This window comes from Aminobacter sp. HY435 (genome assembly GCF_027568395.1).
In the GTDB taxonomy this organism is placed as follows: domain Bacteria; phylum Pseudomonadota; class Alphaproteobacteria; order Rhizobiales; family Rhizobiaceae; genus Aminobacter.
Genome location: NZ_JANKZL010000001.1, coordinates 390014 through 408148 on the forward strand (window position 1 = coordinate 390014; position 18135 = coordinate 408148).

General features: G+C 63.3%; 22 protein-coding genes. 15 read left to right on the forward strand and 7 right to left on the reverse strand.

Annotation, left to right across the window (positions count from 1 at the left end; all coding sequences use genetic code 11):
- Window positions 1–58: 58 nt before the first annotated feature.
- Window positions 59–742, reverse strand: coding sequence for a 4Fe-4S dicluster domain-containing protein (locus tag PCJ21_RS01890; RefSeq protein ID WP_269929677.1), 684 nt, complete (start codon window positions 740–742; stop codon window positions 59–61).
- A gap of 96 nt (window positions 743–838) precedes the next feature.
- The gene (locus PCJ21_RS01895; protein WP_269929678.1) at window positions 839–2413 is read right to left on the reverse strand and encodes a trimethylamine methyltransferase family protein; all 1575 of its coding nucleotides are present in this window, start codon (window positions 2411–2413) and stop codon (window positions 839–841) included.
- 251 nt (window positions 2414–2664) lie between these two features.
- On the opposite strand from PCJ21_RS01895, the gene PCJ21_RS01900 reads away from it, so the two are divergent.
- Window positions 2665–3363 (forward strand): corrinoid protein, encoded by a 699-nt coding sequence (locus PCJ21_RS01900; protein WP_269929679.1) that lies wholly within the window; start codon window positions 2665–2667, stop codon window positions 3361–3363.
- 64 nt (window positions 3364–3427) lie between these two features.
- Here PCJ21_RS01900 and PCJ21_RS01905 read toward each other — a convergent pair whose 3' ends face one another.
- The gene (locus tag PCJ21_RS01905; protein WP_269929680.1) at window positions 3428–3562 is read right to left on the reverse strand and encodes an entericidin EcnAB; all 135 of its coding nucleotides are present in this window, start codon (window positions 3560–3562) and stop codon (window positions 3428–3430) included.
- 62 nt (window positions 3563–3624) lie between these two features.
- Here PCJ21_RS01905 and PCJ21_RS01910 point away from each other — a divergent pair, with 62 nt between their 5' ends.
- From PCJ21_RS01910 to PCJ21_RS01965, 12 genes are all read left to right on the forward strand, one after another.
- Window positions 3625–4272: a DUF1638 domain-containing protein gene (locus tag PCJ21_RS01910; protein WP_442865941.1), complete on the forward strand. Its 648-nt coding sequence runs from the start codon at window positions 3625–3627 to the stop codon at window positions 4270–4272.
- A gap of 37 nt (window positions 4273–4309) precedes the next feature.
- Complete coding sequence (locus tag PCJ21_RS01915; protein WP_269929682.1) at window positions 4310–4885, forward strand: DUF4893 domain-containing protein; 576 nt, start codon at window positions 4310–4312, stop codon at window positions 4883–4885.
- A 140-nt stretch (window positions 4886–5025) separates the two neighbouring features.
- Window positions 5026–5673: an exopolysaccharide biosynthesis protein gene (locus PCJ21_RS01920; protein WP_269929683.1), complete on the forward strand. Its 648-nt coding sequence runs from the start codon at window positions 5026–5028 to the stop codon at window positions 5671–5673.
- Between the two features lie 5 nt (window positions 5674–5678).
- Entirely contained in the window at window positions 5679–6446 is a 768-nt protein-coding gene (locus PCJ21_RS01925) for a formyl transferase (protein ID WP_269929684.1), read from the forward strand.
- A 134-nt stretch (window positions 6447–6580) separates the two neighbouring features.
- Window positions 6581–6883 carry a virulence factor gene (locus PCJ21_RS01930; protein WP_269929685.1) on the forward strand — a complete coding sequence of 101 codons (303 nt, stop codon included), beginning with the start codon at window positions 6581–6583 and terminating at the stop codon, window positions 6881–6883.
- Window positions 6876–7460 carry a methylenetetrahydrofolate reductase C-terminal domain-containing protein gene (locus tag PCJ21_RS01935; protein ID WP_269929686.1) on the forward strand — a complete coding sequence of 195 codons (585 nt, stop codon included), beginning with the start codon at window positions 6876–6878 and terminating at the stop codon, window positions 7458–7460. Before PCJ21_RS01930 ends, PCJ21_RS01935 begins: the two co-directional genes overlap by 8 nt.
- Entirely contained in the window at window positions 7457–8557 is a 1101-nt protein-coding gene (locus PCJ21_RS01940; RefSeq protein WP_269929687.1) for a methylenetetrahydrofolate reductase, read from the forward strand. Before PCJ21_RS01935 ends, PCJ21_RS01940 begins: the two co-directional genes overlap by 4 nt.
- Window positions 8558–8633: 76 nt before the next feature.
- Entirely contained in the window at window positions 8634–9602 is a 969-nt protein-coding gene (locus PCJ21_RS01945) for a methyltetrahydrofolate cobalamin methyltransferase (protein ID WP_269929688.1), read from the forward strand.
- Between the two features lie 267 nt (window positions 9603–9869).
- Window positions 9870–11978 (forward strand): ASKHA domain-containing protein, encoded by a 2109-nt coding sequence (locus PCJ21_RS01950; protein ID WP_269929689.1) that lies wholly within the window; start codon window positions 9870–9872, stop codon window positions 11976–11978.
- A gap of 189 nt (window positions 11979–12167) precedes the next feature.
- Window positions 12168–12347, forward strand: coding sequence for a hypothetical protein (locus PCJ21_RS01955; protein ID WP_269929690.1), 180 nt, complete (start codon window positions 12168–12170; stop codon window positions 12345–12347).
- 127 nt (window positions 12348–12474) lie between these two features.
- Complete coding sequence (locus tag PCJ21_RS01960) at window positions 12475–12810, forward strand: hypothetical protein (protein WP_269929691.1); 336 nt, start codon at window positions 12475–12477, stop codon at window positions 12808–12810.
- A gap of 119 nt (window positions 12811–12929) precedes the next feature.
- Window positions 12930–13112 carry a hypothetical protein gene (locus tag PCJ21_RS01965; RefSeq protein ID WP_269929692.1) on the forward strand — a complete coding sequence of 61 codons (183 nt, stop codon included), beginning with the start codon at window positions 12930–12932 and terminating at the stop codon, window positions 13110–13112.
- 136 nt (window positions 13113–13248) lie between these two features.
- On the opposite strand, the gene PCJ21_RS01970 is transcribed toward PCJ21_RS01965, so the two are convergent.
- Complete coding sequence (locus PCJ21_RS01970; protein ID WP_269929693.1) at window positions 13249–13809, reverse strand: hypothetical protein; 561 nt, start codon at window positions 13807–13809, stop codon at window positions 13249–13251.
- A gap of 84 nt (window positions 13810–13893) precedes the next feature.
- Complete coding sequence (locus PCJ21_RS01975) at window positions 13894–14793, reverse strand: LysR substrate-binding domain-containing protein (protein WP_269929694.1); 900 nt, start codon at window positions 14791–14793, stop codon at window positions 13894–13896.
- A 221-nt stretch (window positions 14794–15014) separates the two neighbouring features.
- Between PCJ21_RS01975 and PCJ21_RS01980 the strand changes: the two genes are divergently transcribed.
- Together PCJ21_RS01980 and PCJ21_RS01985 are read left to right on the forward strand one after the other, a co-directional pair.
- Window positions 15015–15191: a hypothetical protein gene (locus PCJ21_RS01980; protein ID WP_269929695.1), complete on the forward strand. Its 177-nt coding sequence runs from the start codon at window positions 15015–15017 to the stop codon at window positions 15189–15191.
- Between the two features lie 639 nt (window positions 15192–15830).
- Window positions 15831–16769: a GlxA family transcriptional regulator gene (locus PCJ21_RS01985; protein ID WP_442865946.1), complete on the forward strand. Its 939-nt coding sequence runs from the start codon at window positions 15831–15833 to the stop codon at window positions 16767–16769.
- Between the two features lie 6 nt (window positions 16770–16775).
- Here PCJ21_RS01985 and PCJ21_RS01990 read toward each other — a convergent pair whose 3' ends face one another.
- Entirely contained in the window at window positions 16776–17153 is a 378-nt protein-coding gene (locus PCJ21_RS01990) for a hypothetical protein (RefSeq protein WP_269929697.1), read from the reverse strand.
- Window positions 17154–17227: 74 nt separating this feature from the next.
- A complete protein-coding gene (locus tag PCJ21_RS01995) occupies window positions 17228–18070 on the reverse strand; it encodes a DUF1194 domain-containing protein (protein ID WP_269929698.1) in 843 nt (280 codons plus the stop codon).
- Window positions 18071–18135 lie beyond the last annotated feature (65 nt).

The following is an 18135-nucleotide window of genomic DNA, read 5'->3' on the forward strand; positions in this document are numbered from 1 at the left end:
CGTCATCTGGCAAAGGCAACAAGCGAGCCAGCAAAGCGATTGGGCCAGCCGGGCGGGTTCAGAGGCCGGCGTAGCTCTTCATGTGAAAGGCCTGCACATCGGCCGGATAGCGATAGGCCAGCCCGTAGGGACAGGCATTGCGATCGAGGCACCCTTGCGTCCGGCACGTACCTCCCGAGGGTCCGCGCACGTGTCCCAGGCATTTTTCATAAGCAAAGCCTGCCTCCGAATAGGCATCGACCGGGCAGGATTTCAGGCAAGGTTTTCCAGCACATAGGTCGCAAAGGTGACTCTGTTCGCGAAGTTCGGCGAACTCCAGATCAACATCGAACAGCAGCGCGCCGCGATAGGCATGCCAGAGCCCATATTCGGGATGCATCAGGATGCCCAGCGGCGACGGCTTGAGCCCCTCCGCGCGTATCGCCCATTGCTGGAACGGCAGATAGGGCTTGTCGGATGGCGACACGGCGCGCGCGCCGAACTCGCGCGCGACATCGCCAATCACCTCGCGAGACCAGCTGTCGAGTGGATTTGCCAGATTGCCCGGCTGCGTCCTGCGCCACCGCTGGAAATGCGGCCAGGGTGCTGCACCCGCCTGCCCCACCAGCAGCACCGACCGCGCCGGCTTGTCGGACGAACCGTCCGGTGCCGTCTCGTCATCGCCGAAAACGAAACCGCCGCGCTGGATGAGGCCATGGCTGGCCAGCGCGGCGGCAATCTCGTCAAGAACGAGAGACGGCAAGCGTCACCCCTTCCGGTCCGGGTCGGAGAACGCGCTCCGCCAGACTTCCTTGTGAATGATGTTGGCGACTTTAGCCCCGCCTGTTACGGGCTCCTTTCAAGTGAAGGCGTCGGGCATCGACGCCTTCTTGTTAGCCATGAAATCCTTGAGCCCATCGTCGATGCCTGGATCGAGATATGGCGCCTCGTAGCTTTCCAGCCAGCGGCGGGCGAGATCGTTGGCGCGCTGCGGCGCGCTCTTTTGTCCTTCGGCCAGCCACTGCTCGTAGGAATTGTTGTCGGCGATGTTCGAGCGGTAGAACGCCGTCTGGAAGTTCGCCTGGGTGTGGTCGCAGCCGAGGAAGTGGCTGCCCGGGCCGACCTGGCGGATGGCGTCCATCGCCTGGCCGTTCTCGGAGAGATCGACGCCCTCGGCAAACTTCTGCTGCATGCCGAGCTGGTCGATGTCCATCATGAACTTCTCGTAGCACGAGGCGAGACCGCCCTCGAGCCAGCCGGCCGAATGCAGCACGAAATTGGTGCCGGCGAGCAGGGTCGAATTCAGCGTGTTGGCGCTTTCATAGGCCGCCTGCGCGTCCGGGACCTTGGAAGCGCAGAGCGAGCCGCCGGTGCGGAATGGCAGCCCGAGACGGCGCGCCAGCTGGGCGGCGCCATAGGAAACCAGCGACGGCTCCGGCGTGCCGAAGGTTGGCGCACCCGACTGCATCGAGATCGACGAGGCGAAGGTGCCGAACAGCACCGGCGCGCCCTTGCGGATCAGCTGGGTGAACGAGGCGCCGGCCAGCACTTCGGCCAGAACCTGGGTCAGCGTGCCGGCGACCGTCACCGGGCTCATGGCGCCGGCGAGGATGAATGGGGTGACGATGCAGGCCTGGTTGTGGCGTGCATAGACCTTGGCTGCACCCAGCATGGTCTCGTCGAAGACCATCGGCGAATTGGCGTTGATCAGGCTGGTCAGCACAGTGTTGTTTTCGACGAAGTCGTCACCGAACACGATCTTGGCCATCGCCACCGTGTCCTCGGCGCGCTCCGGTGCGGTCACCGAGCCCATGAAGGGCTTGTCGGAATATTTGATGTGGCTGTAGATCATGTCGAGGTGGCGCTTGTTCACCGGCACATCGACCGGTTCGCACACAGTGCCGCCCGAATGGTGGATCGACGGCGCCATGTAGGCCAGCTTCACGAAGTTGCGGAAATCCTCGATCGTTGCATAGCGCCTGACGCCGTCGAGGTCGCGCACGAAGGGCGGGCCATAGACGGGCGCGAAGACCGTGGCGTTACCCCCGATCTGCACCGAACGCTCGGGGTTGCGCGCATGCTGCGTGTAGATGGACGGTGCCGTCTTCAGCAATTCGCGGCACAGGCCGCGCGGGAAATGCACGCGTTCGCCCTTCACCTCGGCGCCGGCTTCTTTCCACAACGCGAGCGCCTCGGCGTCGTCGCGGAACTCGATGCCGATCTCTTCCAGCACCGTGTCGGCGTTCTTCTCGATGAGGGCGAGGCCTTCCTCGTTGAGCACCTCATACACATTCACCTTGCGCTTGATGTAGGTGAGCTGGGTGCTCGGACCGCCGCCGCTGCGCGCCGCGCGACGTGCCGCAGCACCGCCGCTTGCGCCGCGCCCTCGCCTGCCGCCTGCCTGCTCCTGATCGACTGACGGGTTATCGCTCATGGCTGTTCTTCCCTGAATCGTTTGCGCCGCGTCTCGCGGCCTGCTCGCCGGATCGTAGCCATGCACCCATAGCGAAACGGCTTGCCAGCGCCAACGCCTGTCGCAAAATCGACAAGTAACTCTGCAAGTTATCAGTCGCTTTCGTTTTGCAGGAGGTCGCAAATCAGCTATGGAATTATGACAATTGCAAGCTAGGAATAGCGCATTAGCCGCGCGCCCAGATTTGGCCCGCCCCTAGGGAGCCTTCCAAGATGTCCGACGACGAAATCATCCTGTCCGAGCTTTCCGACGACGAACTCGTGCAGCAGATGCACGACGACCTGTATGACGGGCTCAAGGAAGAGATCGAGGAAGGCACCAACATCCTGCTCGAGCGCGGCTGGGCACCCTACAAGGTGCTGACCGAAGCGCTGGTCGAAGGCATGCGCATCGTCGGCGAGGATTTCCGCGACGGCATCCTGTTCGTGCCCGAGGTGCTGCTGTCGGCAAACGCCATGAAGGCCGGCATGTTCATCCTGCGCCCGCTGCTCGCCGCCACTGGCGCGCCCAAGCAGGGCAAGCTAGTGATCGGTACCGTCAAGGGTGACATCCACGACATCGGCAAAAACCTCGTCGGCATGATGATGGAAGGTGCAGGCTTCGACGTCGTCGATCTCGGCATCAACAATCCGGTCGAGAACTATCTCGCTGCCATCGAAGTGCATCAGCCCGACATCATCGGCATGTCGGCCCTGCTCACCACGACCATGCCCTACATGAAGGTCGTCATCGACACGATGAAGGAAAAGGGCATCCGCGACGACTTTGTCGTCCTAGTCGGCGGCGCGCCGCTCAACGAGGAATTCGGCAAGGCCGTTGGCGCCGACGCATATTGCCGCGACGCGGCCGTGGCGGTTGAAACCGCCAAGGACTACATGAAGCGCAAGCACAATCTGCGCGCTTCGGCCTGATGTGAAAAGGCCGCGCCTTGCGGCGCGGCCGGTTCAGGCCGATCTGAGCTATGAAGCGTCGTGCCTATTGCACCGTGTCTTCGATGGCGTTCGCCGTGCCCTTGACGTCCTTGCCGACGCCGCGGATCGTATTGGCGCACGAGGCGAGAGCCAGCGCGCAGGCAATGACTGCAATGGGTACAAGACGTGACAATTTCATGGATTGGGTTTCCCTCTCTGTAGATTTGCCCGAAATCAACGAAGGCCGGCTCGACTGGTTCCATGGCCGCAAAGCAAAAAATCGCAACTGAACTTGACGACAAGCTGCTTGTCATAGGCTGCGGCATGATCGCACGCGAAATCCTGGTAATCAAACAGCAACTCGGCCTCGACCACCTGGAACTGACCTGCCTGCCGGCCGACTTCCATTTCCGCCCTGATCGCATCGCACCGGCCATGGACGAGGCGATCGTCAAGGCAAGGGCCCAGGGCTACCAGCACATCTATGTCGGTTATGCCGATTGCGGCACCGGCGGCCTGCTCGACCGGGTTTGCGAAAAGCACGGTGTCGAACGCCTGGCCGGCCCGCACTGCTTCGCCTTCTACCAAGGCGCGGCCGCCTACGCCAAGGTCGCCGAGGCCGACATGATGTCGTTCTACATGACCGACTTCCTGTGCCGGCAGTTCGATGCGTTCTTCATGAAGCCGCTCGGCCTCGACCGGCATCCCGAACTCATCAACGACTATTTCGGCAACTACGAAAAACTGATCTACCTCGCCCAGACCGACGACCCCGTGCTCGACAAGGTCGCCGAGGATGCGGCTAAGCTGCTCGGCCTAGTCTATGAGCGCCGCGCCACCGGCTATGGCGACCTGCCCCACGCACTTGCCAACGCGGCGGATACCACAGCAAATCCCAAGAGAGCGTGATTCCATCCTAAGGGTCTGGTCATTCGGTGAGGACATCATGACTGTACGCAAACTTCTGCTCGCAGCGGCGCTCGTTGCCTCCACCGCTAACGCCCATGCCGACGGGGTGGTGCAGAAGCTGACGACCCCGGCCGACAAGGCGAGGCTCGAGAAATACGATGCCACCCGAAACGAAGCGCTTCAGGAGGCCAAGGCCGGTTTGAAACGCGAGGTCGACATCCTCGATGCGATCGTTGCGAAGGCGCCGCAGTCCTTTGGCGATTTCGACATGACCGGCAACTGGCAGTGCCGCACCATCAAGGCCGGCGGCATCAGCGATCTCGTCGTCTATGACTGGTTCAGGTGCAAGGTCAGCGACGACGGATCGGGCTGGCAGCTAGAAAAGATTTCGGGCTCGCAGCGGACGAAGGGCCGCTTCTACACGGACAGCGACACGCGCCTGATCTATCTCGGCTCGGGCTATGTCGCCGGCGAGAAGCCGCAGGCTTACGGCAAGGGCCCCGCCACTGACCAGGTCGGCTACGCCTTCCGCACCGGCCCATCCGAGTGGCGTGTCGAGTTCCCCGCCCCGCAATATGAATCCAAGCTGGATATCCTGGAATTCCGCCGCTGACATTGCATTCGCAACTGTGCGACATCACATTGCAACGCTTCGGCGTCATCAAGGATTAACCTGACCGTCGCACACTGCGATCGGGGAATGGCGTGAACTTCAACACGCTGCAGGTGGGCGAAAGGTTTATGAAGCAAGGCATGGACGGTTTTGAAGGCGGACAGTTCGACGCCGCGCCACGCCGGCGCCGCGGCCGCCGCCTTTCCGAGATCTTCGCCGAGATCGCCCGCGACGCAAATGGCGACATTTCAATTGGCGACATCAGGGATACGCTGGGCAAGCGCAGCTTCGCCCCCTTGCTCGTGCTGTTCGCAGCCTTCAACCTGATCCCCTTGCCGCCCGGCGCTTCGGCCATTCTCGGGCTGCCTTTGCTGATCGTCGCTGCCCAGATGGCGTTCGGCAGCAACAGGGCCTGGCTGCCGACTTTCATCACCCGGCGCTCGCTCTCCGCCGCGCAATTCCGCATGGTCACCGACTGGGTCGTGCCCAGGCTGATCCGCCTCGAGCAGGTCATCCGTCCGCGCTATTGGCCGTTCTGGCGCAGGCAGGGCGACCGGGTGATTGGGCTCATCGCGCTGGTGCTTTCGATTTCGATCACGCTACCCATCCCGTTGGGCAACTGGCTGCCGGCCTTTGCCACGGCCTTGCTTGGCCTGGCGCTGTCCGAGCGCGACGGCATCCTGTTTGCAGTCGGCAGCGTCGTCGGCGTCGCCTCGCTCGCCGTCATCGGCGTGGTCGTCGGCGGCGCAGGCTTTGCAACGCACGCCTTCATGGTCTGGCTGGGATAGTTCGCATGACCGACAGGCCAATCGTCTTCGTCACCGAAGGCGGTGCCCACATCTGGGCCATCATCAACAGCTTGACAGACCGCTTCGGTCCGATATCGGTTGTCCTGGAAACACCCTATTCCAAACGCGAATTGCTGATGCGTCGCGCCAGGAAACTCGGCTGGTTCTCGGTCGCGGGGCAACTCGGCACCATGGTGCTTGTGCGCCTCGGAAAGAGCCTGTTCAACGGCAGCATCCGCAAGATCGTAGCGGCTGAAGGGCTGAAGACCGAGCCGCGCCCTGACCAGGAAATCATCCATGTCGGCTCGGCCGACACCCGAGAGCTGGTCGACATCGTCAGGAATCGTGAGCCCGCAGTGGTCTTTCTCGCCGGCTGCCGGCTGCTTTCGGCAAATACGCTGAGCCAGATCACCTGCCCTGTCATCAACTACCACGCCGGCATCAACCCCAAATACCGCGGGATGAACGGCGGCTATTGGGCGCTGGCGACGGGCGACCGCGGGAATTTCGGCTCCACCGTGCACCTGGTCGACACCGGCGTCGACACCGGCGCGGTGCTCCATCAGTCGCGTGGAGCGCCCGGCCCCGGCGACAACATCGCCAGCTACGCCATGCGCCAGGCGGCCTTTTCGCGCGACATCTGCACCAGGGCGGTCGAAGACGCGCTCGCTGGCTCGCTGAAGCCGGTCGACACCGGCCTGCCATCCCAGCAATGGTATCATCCGACGCTGTGGAGCTACCTGTGGACGGGCATTCGCCGCGGCGTCTGGTAGCCCGCTCTCCTTCGGCCGAGCTCTCCAATTTGCGACTGTCGTCCGCGTCGTTTTTGAATGCGCGCGCGTCGTCCCATAACAAGCGGCAACCGTGTGGTTGCGGCAATGCTCAACCGACTGAAAGCGAGATTGAAATGGCCGACCTCATCATCGTCTACTGGCGCGACATTCCTGCGCAGGTCATCGTCAAGAAGGGCCGGCAGAACGCCAAGCGCGAACTGCCGCTGCGCTTCACCGAAGCGATCGACATGTGCGCCATGCGCACCGGCGCCGGCGGCACAGACGACTATCTCGCCGAATGGCGCAAGGCCGACCCGATCCAGGTCGGCGACGACCTTGAGGCAGAAGCCGACAAGGCGATGGCCGAGATCGACGCACAATTCACCCGGGAGCGGCTGGTCGCTCTCGTCAAGGCAGGCGGCAAGGCAGATGGTTGATACCCAGCCGACGGTAACCCAGGCGACGAAGGTCAAGAACGCCGCCCCCAAAAGCGACTACAAGCCGGCGGACGTGTCACCGCAGCGTCGCGTCCAGCGGACATTTGCGGTTCGCCTTTGGTCGATCCGCCACTCGCGTATGCTGGAGTGGTTCTACAGCCGCTTCGCCGACGCATTCCTGACCTTGCACCCGCTTTGGAAGAAGATCGGCTACGGCCGCGTCGAGGCGCCCGTCAAGTTCGTCGAGCGCCACGTCAAAGGCTTCATGTTCGACTGCCGCATGTGCGGCCAGTGCGTATTGTCGTCGACCGGCATGTCATGCCCGATGAATTGCCCCAAGCAGCTGCGCAACGGCCCCTGCGGCGGCGTTCGCGCCAACGGCAATTGCGAGGTCGAGCCCGACATGCCCTGCGTCTGGGTCAAGGCCTGGGAAGGTTCGCGCAACATGGTCAACGGCGACGCCATCCTCAATGTCCAGAAGCCGGTAGACCAGTCGCTGCGCGAAACCTCGGCATGGCTGCGCGTGACAGCCCAGGCGGCCGCGGCCCGCGAAGCAGCAAGCAAGGAACCCGCATGACCCCGTCGCGCCCGCGCCAGATCGACGAGCATCCCGACGGCATCGATCTGCCGCTCGATCCCCTGCCCGGGCATTCGTCGCGCGGCCGCCTGGAGCGGGTACTGCGCCGCGGCGAGTTTGCGGTCACGACCGAACTCAACCCGCCCGACAGCGCCGATCCCGAAGACGTCTACAATCGAGCCAGGATCTTCGACGGCTGGGTCGACGGCATCAACGCGGTCGATGCTTCCGGCGCCAACTGCCACATGTCGTCGGTCGGCATCTGCGCCCTTCTGACCCGCATGGGCTACGCGCCGATCATGCAGATCGCCTGCCGCGACAAGAACCGCATCGCCATCCAGGGCGACGTGCTTGGCGCCGCCGCCATGGGCGTAGCCAACATCCTGTGCCTGACCGGCGATGGCGTTCAGGCCGGCGACCAGCCCGGCGCGAAACCGGTGTTCGATCTCGACTCGATGTCGCTGCTCGAAACCGTCCGCATCATGCGCGACAACGGAAAGTTCCTCTCCGGCCGCAAGCTGACCACGCCGCCGCAACTGTTTCTCGGCGCAGCCATCAATCCGTTTGCGCCGCCGCACGACTTCCGGCCGGTGCATCTCGGCAAGAAGATCGCCGCCGGCGCGCAGTTCGTGCAGAGCCAGTATTGCTTCGACGTGCCGATGTTCCGCACCTTCATGGAGCGGGCGCGCGACCTCGGCCACACCGAGAAGGTCTTCATCCTGGTCGGCGTCGGGCCGCTCGCCTCGGCCAAGACGGCCAAGTGGATCCGCACCAACGTGCCCGGCATCCATATTCCTGACTCGATCATCACGCGGCTGGAAGGCGCGCAGGACCAGAAGAAGGAAGGCAAGCAGATCTGCATCGACATCATCAACGAGGTGAAGGAGATCCCCGGCGTCTCGGGCGTCCATGTGATGGCTTACCGCCAGGAGGAATATGTCGCCGAAATCGTCGATGAATCGGGTGTCCTGAAGGGACGCAGGCCTTGGAAACGCGAGGCTCGCGCCGACGACCGGCTTGTCGCCGATCGCCTCGAACACATACTGCACGACGACGTGACTGAATCGCAGGTCGACATGGTGAAGACCGCGCATTGACCGGCGGGCGCGGCACGCGCGCTTGAACGAAACCAGACATCGATATAAAGAAATCTTTATATCCCACGGAGGATTCATGACCCGAACCATCGTTGCCTCGGCAACCCGCGAAATCGTCATCGGTTTCGACCAGCCATTCTGCGTCATCGGCGAGCGCATCAACCCGACGGGCCGCAAGAAGCTGGCGGCAGAGATGGTTGCCGGCAATTTCGACACCGTCATCAAGGATGCGCTCGAACAGGCGGCAGCCGGCGCGACCATGCTTGACGTCAACGCCGGCGTCACCGCCGTCGACCCGAACGCGACCGAGCCGGCCCTGCTGGTCAAGACGCTGGAGATCGTCCAGGGTCTGGTCGACCTGCCGCTGTCGATCGACAGCTCGGTCACTGCCGCCATCGAAGCCGCACTCAAGGTCGCCAAGGGCCGCCCGCTGGTCAACTCGGTCACCGGCGAGGAAGAGAAGCTCGAGGCCATCCTGCCGCTGGTCAAGAAGTACAACGTGCCTGTTGTCGCCATCTCCAACGACGAGACCGGCATTTCGATGGACCCGGACGTCCGTTTCGCCGTCGCCAAGAAGATCGTCGAGCGTTGCGCCGACTACGGCATTCCAGCGCATGATGTCGTCGTTGACCCGCTGGTCATGCCGATCGGCGCGCTGGGCGACGCCGGCCGCCAGGTGTTTGCACTGCTGCGCCGTCTGCGCGAGGAGCTCAAGGTCAACACCACCTGCGGCCTGTCGAACATCTCCTTCGGCTTGCCCCACCGCCACGGCATCAACGCCGCGTTCATCCCGATGGTCATCGGCGCCGGCATGACGTCGGCGATCATGAACCCCTGCCGGCCGCAGGAAATGGAAGCCGTGCGCGGCGCCAACGTGCTCAACGGCACCGACGAGCACTGCACGACCTGGATCAAGACCTACAAGGACTACAAGCCATCAGAGGGCGGACATGCCGTGGCAGCACCCGTCGCCGTCAACGCGCCGGGAGACGCCGCAGGCGGCCGCCGCCGCGGCGGCCGTGAAGCCCGCATGGCGAGAGGATAAGAAATTGGTGCGTCCTTCGAGGCTCGCTTCGCTCGCACCTCAGGATGAGGACCGGAGTCGCTCGCCGAAAAACCTGAAACGCCCCAACCTGGACGTTTCAGGAGCGAGAGGCGCCAACCATCCTCATCCTGAGCTGCGAGCGAAGCGAACCTCGAAGGACGCACCGACCTTAGACACCAGCTCGAACCGTCGGCGACTAGCATATGGCAGCCGCGCCCTCCCTCATCCTGAGGTGCGAGCGAAGCGAGCCTCGAAGGACGCACTGCCATGAACTCTCCCGCCAACATCACCGATCCGCTGGTGCTTTTCATGCCGTCTGGCAAGCGCGGACGGTTCCCGGTGGGAACGCCGGTGCTCGATGCGGCGCGCCAGCTCGGCGTCTATGTCGAGAGCGTGTGCGGGGGGCGCGCCACGTGCGGGCGCTGCCAGGTCGAGGTGCAGGAAGGCAATTTCGCCAAGCACAAGATCGTCTCGTCCAACGACCACATCTCACCCAAGGGCCCGAAGGAAGAACGCTACGAGCGCGTGCGCGGCCTGCCCGAGGGGCGTCGCCTGTCGTGTTCGGCGACGATCCTGGGCGACCTTGTCATCGACGTGCCGCAGGACACGGTCATCAACGCCCAGGTCGTGCGCAAGGCGGCCACCGACCGCGTCATCGAACGCAACGCCGCCGTCCAGCTCTGCTATGTCGAGGTCGAGGAGCCCGACATGCACAAGCCGCTCGGCGATCTCGACCGCCTGAAGGTCGCGCTCGAGAAGGACTGGGGCTGGAAGGACCTGCTGGTCGCGCCCCACCTCATTCCCCAGATCCAGAAGATCCTGCGCACCAGACTGCCCGACCAGCCCGAGGTGACATCAGGGAAGTGGGGCGTCACCGCGGTCGTTCATCGCGACATGGACTCCTCGCGGCCCTTCGTCATCGGCCTCTATCCCGGCCTCAAGAACGAGGCCTACGGCATCGCCTGCGACATCGGCTCGACCACCATTGCCATGCATCTGGTGTCGCTGCTGTCGGGCCGCATCGCCGCCTCCTCGGGCACATCGAACCCGCAGATCCGCTTCGGCGAAGACCTGATGAGCCGCGTGTCCTACGTCATGATGAACCCGGACGGACGCGAGGCCATGACCAAGGCCGTGCGCGAGGCCGTCAACGCGCTGATCGGCAAGGTCTGCGAGGAAGGCAACGTCGACCGGCACGACATCTTCGACTGCGTTTTCGTCGCCAATCCGATCATGCACCACTTGTTTCTCGGTATTGACCCGACCGAACTCGGCCAGGCTCCCTTTGCGCTGGCCGTGTCGGGCGCGCTGCAGTTCTGGGCGCATGAGATCGGTATCGAGGTCTCTCAGGGCGCGCGGCTCTACACGCTGCCTTGCATCGCCGGCCATGTCGGCGCGGACGCTGCTGGCGCCACCCTGTCCGAGGGACCTTACCGCCAGGACAAGATGATGCTCCTGGTCGATGTCGGCACCAATGCCGAGATCATCCTCGGCAACAACAAGCGCGTCGTCGCAGCGTCCTCGCCCACCGGCCCCGCCTTCGAGGGCGCCGAGATTTCCTCAGGCCAGCGCGCGGCCCCCGGCGCCATCGAGCGTGTCCGCATCGACCCGCAAACGCTGGAGCCGCGCTACCACGTGATCGGCACGGAGCAGTGGTCGGACGAGGAAGGCTTCGAGGAAGCATCCTGGAAAACCGGCGTCACCGGCATCTGCGGCTCGGCGATCATCGAGGTCGTCGCCGAGATGTACCTCTCGGGCATCATTTCCGAAGACGGCGTCATCGACGGCGCGCTGGCTGAGAAGAGCCCGCGCATCATCGCCAACGGTCGCACCTTCTCCTACCTTTTGCGCGAAGGCCGCCAGGGCGAGCCGCGCATCACCGTCACCCAGAACGACGTGCGCGCCATCCAGCTCGCCAAGGCGGCGCTCTATGCCGGCGTGAAGCTTCTGATGGAAAAGCAGGGCGTCGAGGCCGTGGACACCATCCGCTTCGCCGGCGCTTTCGGCTCCTTCATCGATCCGAAATACGCCATGGTGCTCGGCCTGATCCCGGACTGCGACCTGTCGGAGGTCAAGGCTGTCGGTAACGCTGCCGGCACCGGAGCGCTGATGGCGCTGCTCAACCGCAGCCACCGCCGCGAGATCGAGCAGGAAGTCGGCCGCATCGAGAAGATCGAGACCGCGCTGGAGCCTCACTTCCAGCAGCTATTCATCGACGCCATGGCGCTGCCCAACAAGGTCGATCCGTTCCCGAAGCTGTCCGAGCAGGTCAAGTTGCCGCCACGCAAGGCAGCAAGCAGCGACGGTGAACCGACCGACGGCGCGCCGCGCCGCCGCTCGCGCGAGGAACGCGCCGCCCGACGCGCCCGCGACTGACCGGACCGCGCGCTGCGGCTTCTTCTTGCCGAAATCGCGTGTTTCGGGCATGTTTCAGCAGCGTAACCATATAATCAGAAAGCGCTAATGGAGCGGAATTGCTCCGAAACAGGAGCGCAATAGCTTCCGTTCGTCGAACCGCCCCTGCGGACACCGTCCGCATTGGCAACAAACGAAAGGAAGACACCAATGTCGATCATGAGTACGATCGGCCGCTATGGTGCGGCCATTCGCAAGGCGCGTCGCGATGCCCGGTCGGTACGTGATCTCAACAGCCTCCCGATTGAACTGCAAAAGGACATCGGCTGGCCTGCGGAACAGGACGCACGGACAAGAAAGCTCCATTCGAGCATCTTCCCGGGCCGTTGAGTCCGAGTCAGCGGCAAACGTTGTGTTTCGGAAATCCTCCCATTTTGAAACACAAACGCGCCTGCACGATATCAATCTGAAACAGAAGCGAATGCATAGATAAGCTTGGTTGGCGGCGCATCGAGTCTTGCGTGGCGCCGCCAGCCCTTCATTTCAGGAGCTGCCCATGACCATCATCGGTGAATTTCACCAGTTCGGAGCCGTGCTCAGGCATGCGCGCCGCGATGGCCACATCGAAAAGATGATGAACGGCTTGCCGCGCGAATTGCAGATCGAGCTTGGTTGGATCGACGGGACGAGATCCCATGGCACGGCCGGCCAGGTGCATAAATATGGAAGAGTGGCCATGCTCATCAACAAGCTGCCGCTCGACATCCAGATGGAGCTTGGCTGGCCTGTCGGCCCGCTGGCTTCGACCAACAACGTCATTGCCTTCCAGCGACGGAACGTTCGTTGCGCATGACCTTCGCCGAAAGGTCCGCAGCTGATCTCTCCCCGTCGCCGCGCCGGCCGGTCTGCCGCGGCCGACCGGCGCCCGCTCGAGAAGCGCGTTAGGCAACGACAAGATTTATGGAAATCACGATGCCACTGTTCGACGACATCGGTCGGATCGGCGCCCGCTACCAATTGGCCCGGCGCGCCCGCCAGACCGCGCGCATCATGAATGCGCTGCCGCCCGAAATTCAACGGGACCTCGCCTGGAACCCGCCATCGTCGCTGATGGCGAGCATCTACCGTTCCATGGCCACTGCGGTGCGGCGTTGAAGCTGTAACCGCAGGCGCGGTTAGGGCTTGTTGTTTGGCAACGGTCGACTGGCGTAAACCAATAAGCCACATGCCGGTGAGGTTTTCGGGGCGAGAAAATCCGCCGCGACCGGCCGAGACGCGGCGGTAAAGCGCGCTACTGGTTATGGCCACTTCCCATGTCTGCGGGGAGCATCAGGTGCTGATACTTGTTCCCCGGAAACATGACGTAGGGATGGCTGGGATCGGGGTCTACCTTGTTCGGGTAGCTGGCGGCCATTTCGTGCGCTGCCTTTCCGACGATCATCACGTGCGGACCTGTTTGAACCCAGTGCGACTTGTCGGTTGCATAAGGATCGTGGTTGCTGGCGCCCATATCCCCGGCCAACATGTAGACGAAGCCGGTTTTGTCAGGCGGCTCGCCCTGGGTATAAACTGCCTTGAACCATTCAACCCCGACGGCATCGGCACACCACGGGCCGCCGTCGAGATCGACTGCGCAGGTCCATCCGTTTTTTCCTTCCCTGACCGTGGTCGGGTTGAAGCCGTCAGCTAGTCGAATGATTGTGGCATCCTTCCCGATATCGGCGGGAGCTGCCGATATCGCCTTGGCAATGAATTCGGGGTCTCCCGTCGGAACCTCCGACGTAAGTTCAGCGGCGACGCTGGAGGCTGAGAACACTAACGAGACCGATGCGAGGATACAAAGCCGTTTCATGGCTACCTCCCGTTGTGTGCGACCGGTCTTGCCAGTCTAACGCGGAGATCCGACCATGTCGCGTCCGATCCGCGCGTACCCGCCCTAGAACTTCCCCGTCTGGTTGAAGGTTTCAAACGCCGCGCGGATGTGATCGGCCGCGGCCTTGACCGGCGCGCTTGCCTCGGGCGCGACGATCATCGCCAGGCTGTAGTTACCGATCTCCGGCATGCCGTCCTTGGGTCCAAGCTCGACGAGCTCCTCGCCCAGGAACGAGCGAGGCAGCGGCGCGACCGCGAGATCCGACAGGATCGCCGCCCTCTGGCCTGCCGTATGCGCGCTCATATAGGCGACGCGATAGTTGCGGCCGTCGCGGCCGAGCGCTTCAAGCGCGCCGGCGCGCCAGGCGCAGCCCTCCTCCCAGATCGAGACAGGCAACGGCTCACGCAGATGCGCGCACCCGCCCTTGGCGCCGGCCCAGACGATAGGCTCGGTCAAAAGCACTTCGCTGCCGGCGGCCGTCGCCTTGCACGAGTTGGTCAACAGCGTGATGTCGAGCGCGCGATCGTCCATGCGACGCCGCAAATTGGTGCTCTGGTCGATGATGACGTCGACCGCAATCGAGGGATGCGTCTGGGCAAAGCGCTTCAGCACATGCGGCAGCACCCGTTCGCCAAAATCGTCCGGCGAACCGAGACGGACAACACCGACGATGTCGGGGATGATGAACTTCGACACCGCCTCGCGGTTGATCGAAAGCATGCGCCGGGCATAGCCCAGCAGCATCTCGCCGTCGGTGGTCAGCGCCACCGAGCGGGCGTCGCGCAGGAACACCGAGCGGCCGAGGATGTCTTCCAGCTTCTTGATCTGCATCGACACCGCAGACGGCGTGCGGAACACCGCATTGGCAGCCGTGGTGAAGCTGCCTGTCTCGGCGATCGCCACGAAGGTGCGAAGCACGTCGAGATCAAGCAATGGCAACGGGTGATTGAGCGGCGCGTTCATTAGACGGTCCTTCAATATTTCTGATCGAAGTCATCACTTCATTTCGTTTGATTGAACATGATCCGTCAGCGATAGTCAACACATCGAAGGCCCGGAAACACCGGCTTCGAGGATGCCCGGAAGACAAGGCGCACAGTGCGCAGACGCGTGAACCCAGGCGGTGCCCACCGGGCGAGCACCAAAGCCGGCCTTGAACCGGCCCAGATGCAAAGGAAGCCGTTATGTCCATTCTGTCGACCATCGGGCGCCTCGCCTCCGAATTCAGCGCCGCCCGCTCCCGCTACCACACCGAACGCTCGATCCGCTCACTGCCCTTCGAATTGCAGAAGGATATCGGCTGGCCCGAGGCCTTCGATTCGAAAACCGGCCACCGTCGCGGTCACAGCGAAGCAGCCTGACCCCAGGCGCGGCCCGTCGTTCCGGCGGGCTCGCCCACCCGGGAGACGTCAGCCGAAGCTGATGTCAAATCCGCTGTCGCTTTTGCGGCGAGCCGCTTCGCATTCACTGCATACGGCTAGGCGCACAACCACTATATCCGCAGCACCAAACGAGCTGCCCCACTCCAGAACGCGAAGGCACCCCGTGTAACCTTGGTGCATGGAGACGTGTCATAAAGTTTTTCGCCCGCCTGTTCGGACGCCGCAGCGACGCCACCCTGTCGACGGCCATGGAGCGCCAGCGCCTGGCGCGGACGATGCCAGGCCAGACCGCCGCAATCGCCGCCAACCGTCTCGGCATGCTCGTCGGCTGACCATCGCGCTGACGGTCAGCCTGGCTCTGCCGCGGCGTGGCCGGCGTTTTTTTCCCGGACCAAAGTCGCACGGCCGGCAGCCCGTTTCGAGGCGCCGGCCAAGCATGTCGCAAATAAAGATTTAGCGACAGCTGCAAACCCATTGACAGCAAGGGAATTTACTGTTGACGCTATGCCATTCGCGACATCGTGCTCGCGTGGTTCTGGCTAGCGTGAGGCCTCCTTGAACGCCATTAAGCACCCGATCAAAAGATCGCTCGTGTTCTTCCTCGTTCCCGATTTCACCATGGTCGCCTTCGCGACCGCGCTGGATCCTTTGCGCATCGCCAATCGCATGCTTGGCTACGAAGCCTACAAGTGGCGGCTGGCGAGCAACGACGGCAATGCCGTACGCGCCTCCAACGGCGTCGAATGCGCCGTCAACACGTCCCTCGACGACGAGCGCAAGAAGATGGCCGGACCGGAGCGCCCGTCGATGGTCATCGTCTGCACCGGCATCAATGTCGAGACCTACACCAACAAGTCGGTGTTTGCCTGGCTGCGCGAGGAATACAATCGCGGCGTCGCCGTCGGCGGCCTGTGCACCGGCGCCTATGTGCTGGCCAATGCCGGCCTTCTCTCCAACAAGCGCTGCGCCATTCATTGGGAAAATCTGCCCGGCTTCTCCGAGGCCTTCCCCAAAGCCAACGTCTATGCCGATCTCTTCGAGGTCGACCAGAACATCTACACCTGCGCCGGAGGCACCGCGGCGCTCGACATGATGCTGAAGCTGATCGGCGACGACTTCGACGACAATCTCGTCAACCGCGTCTGCGAGCAGGTGCTGACCGACCGCGTGCGCAGCCCGACCGACCGCCAGCGCCTGCCGCTGCGGGCCCGCCTCGGCGTGCAGAACTCCAAGGTGCTGACCATCATCGAGTTGATGGAGGCCAATCTGTCCGAGCCGTTGTCGCTGATCGAGATTGCCGACCACGTCGGCCTGTCCCGTCGCCAGATCGAGCGCCTGTTCCGGACGGAAATGGGCCGCTCCCCCGCCCGCTACTATCTTGAGATCCGGCTCGACCGAGCCCGCCACCTCTTGATCCAGTCGTCGATGCCGGTCGTCGAGGTGGCGGTGGCGTGCGGCTTCGTGTCGGCGTCGCATTTTTCGAAATGCTACCGCGAACTCTATGCCCGCTCTCCGCAGCAGGAACGCATCGACCGCAAGCAGCTGATCGCGGCCTGATCCGACTCATCTGTAGTCGTCGTCGTAGCCCTGGTCGTTCTGGTAGTCGCAGAAGCACTCGGCTGAAGACACGCGATCGTTCCATCCGCCCAGCGAACGCGCGTTGCGGGTGAGTTCGGTCGCGGCGCCGCCCATGCGCGAGTGTTCGTAGATCACCAGGCTGCAGCCCTGGGCGACGCGAGCCGACGACACCCTGTCGTTCCAGAACTGGCCGCCGCGAAAGCTGACGGCCTGGTCGGGCGCCATCGGCAGCACGCGTCCCCGATAGGAATTGTGCTCGTACATCTCGCAGGCAACGTCGTCGCCATTGTCGTAGTATTGGGCACTGGCGCTGCCGATCATCAGCGCCGAGGCTGCTGCGGCAAGAATTGCGAGACGGGTCATGATTCTGGTGTCCTCCGGGCTTTACGGCCCCGGAATAAGCGCCAGCCATGGCGAAACCTTGGCGGACCAGCCCGCTACCGGCTGTCCCACAGCCAGGATCGGTCGCGCCAGAGCTTCTCACCAATCATGCAATCGAATTTGGGACTTGCCTGGGCCAGCACGACAGGTGGATGCACCGCCTCGTCCGCAGCCCATTGGCGCGAGCCGGGCCCGGCAAGCTCGAGCACCAGCTTGCGCCGTATGGCCTCGGGGAATTGCGACCAGTCGTTGACCGGGATCATGAAAGCCCCCGGCCCGCCAATGACGCAATCAGCATAATAGCGGTCGAGTTCCTCGACATCATAGGCGCTGCCAAAGCCGCCATTGGTCATGAGCGGCAGACCGTTGATGACGATCCCCTGCGCCACCACGCTGTCGCGGATACCTTCGACCGGCGGTCCCTGATTGTTGGGACCATCGCCGGAAATGTCGATGACGCGCTTGGTGCCGCTATAGGCGCTCTCGGCGAACAGGTCGCTGCCGAATTCGAGCGCGCTGGCAATCGAGGTACGGCGGGCGCTGTTCGGCGGCTTGGCTGAAAGCTGCCTGACGACGCGCTCCGCATCAGTGCGGTTGGCGATTACGGTCCACGGCACGATGACGGTCTGCGAGGTTGAGCCGGCCCATTCCACATAGGTAACGGCGATCCTGCCGTAGGCGCCCTCGGCGATTGCTTCGAGGACGCCGTCATGCGTCAAGGCAGCGGCGTAGCCATGGCGCTGTATCTCGAGTTCGTCGGGAGACATGGAGAGCGACACGTCGACTGCCAGCACGAGTTCGACGTCGACCTGTTCCGCAGCAGCCGACCGTTGCGCCGCCGCAAACAACAGCGCCAACGCAATACCGCCAGCAACGACAGCTTTGACCCCGGCAGACATTTACCCAGCGTAAGCGACTTTTACCGGCGGCAAAAGAAAAGCCCGGACAGAAAGCCGGGCTTTTC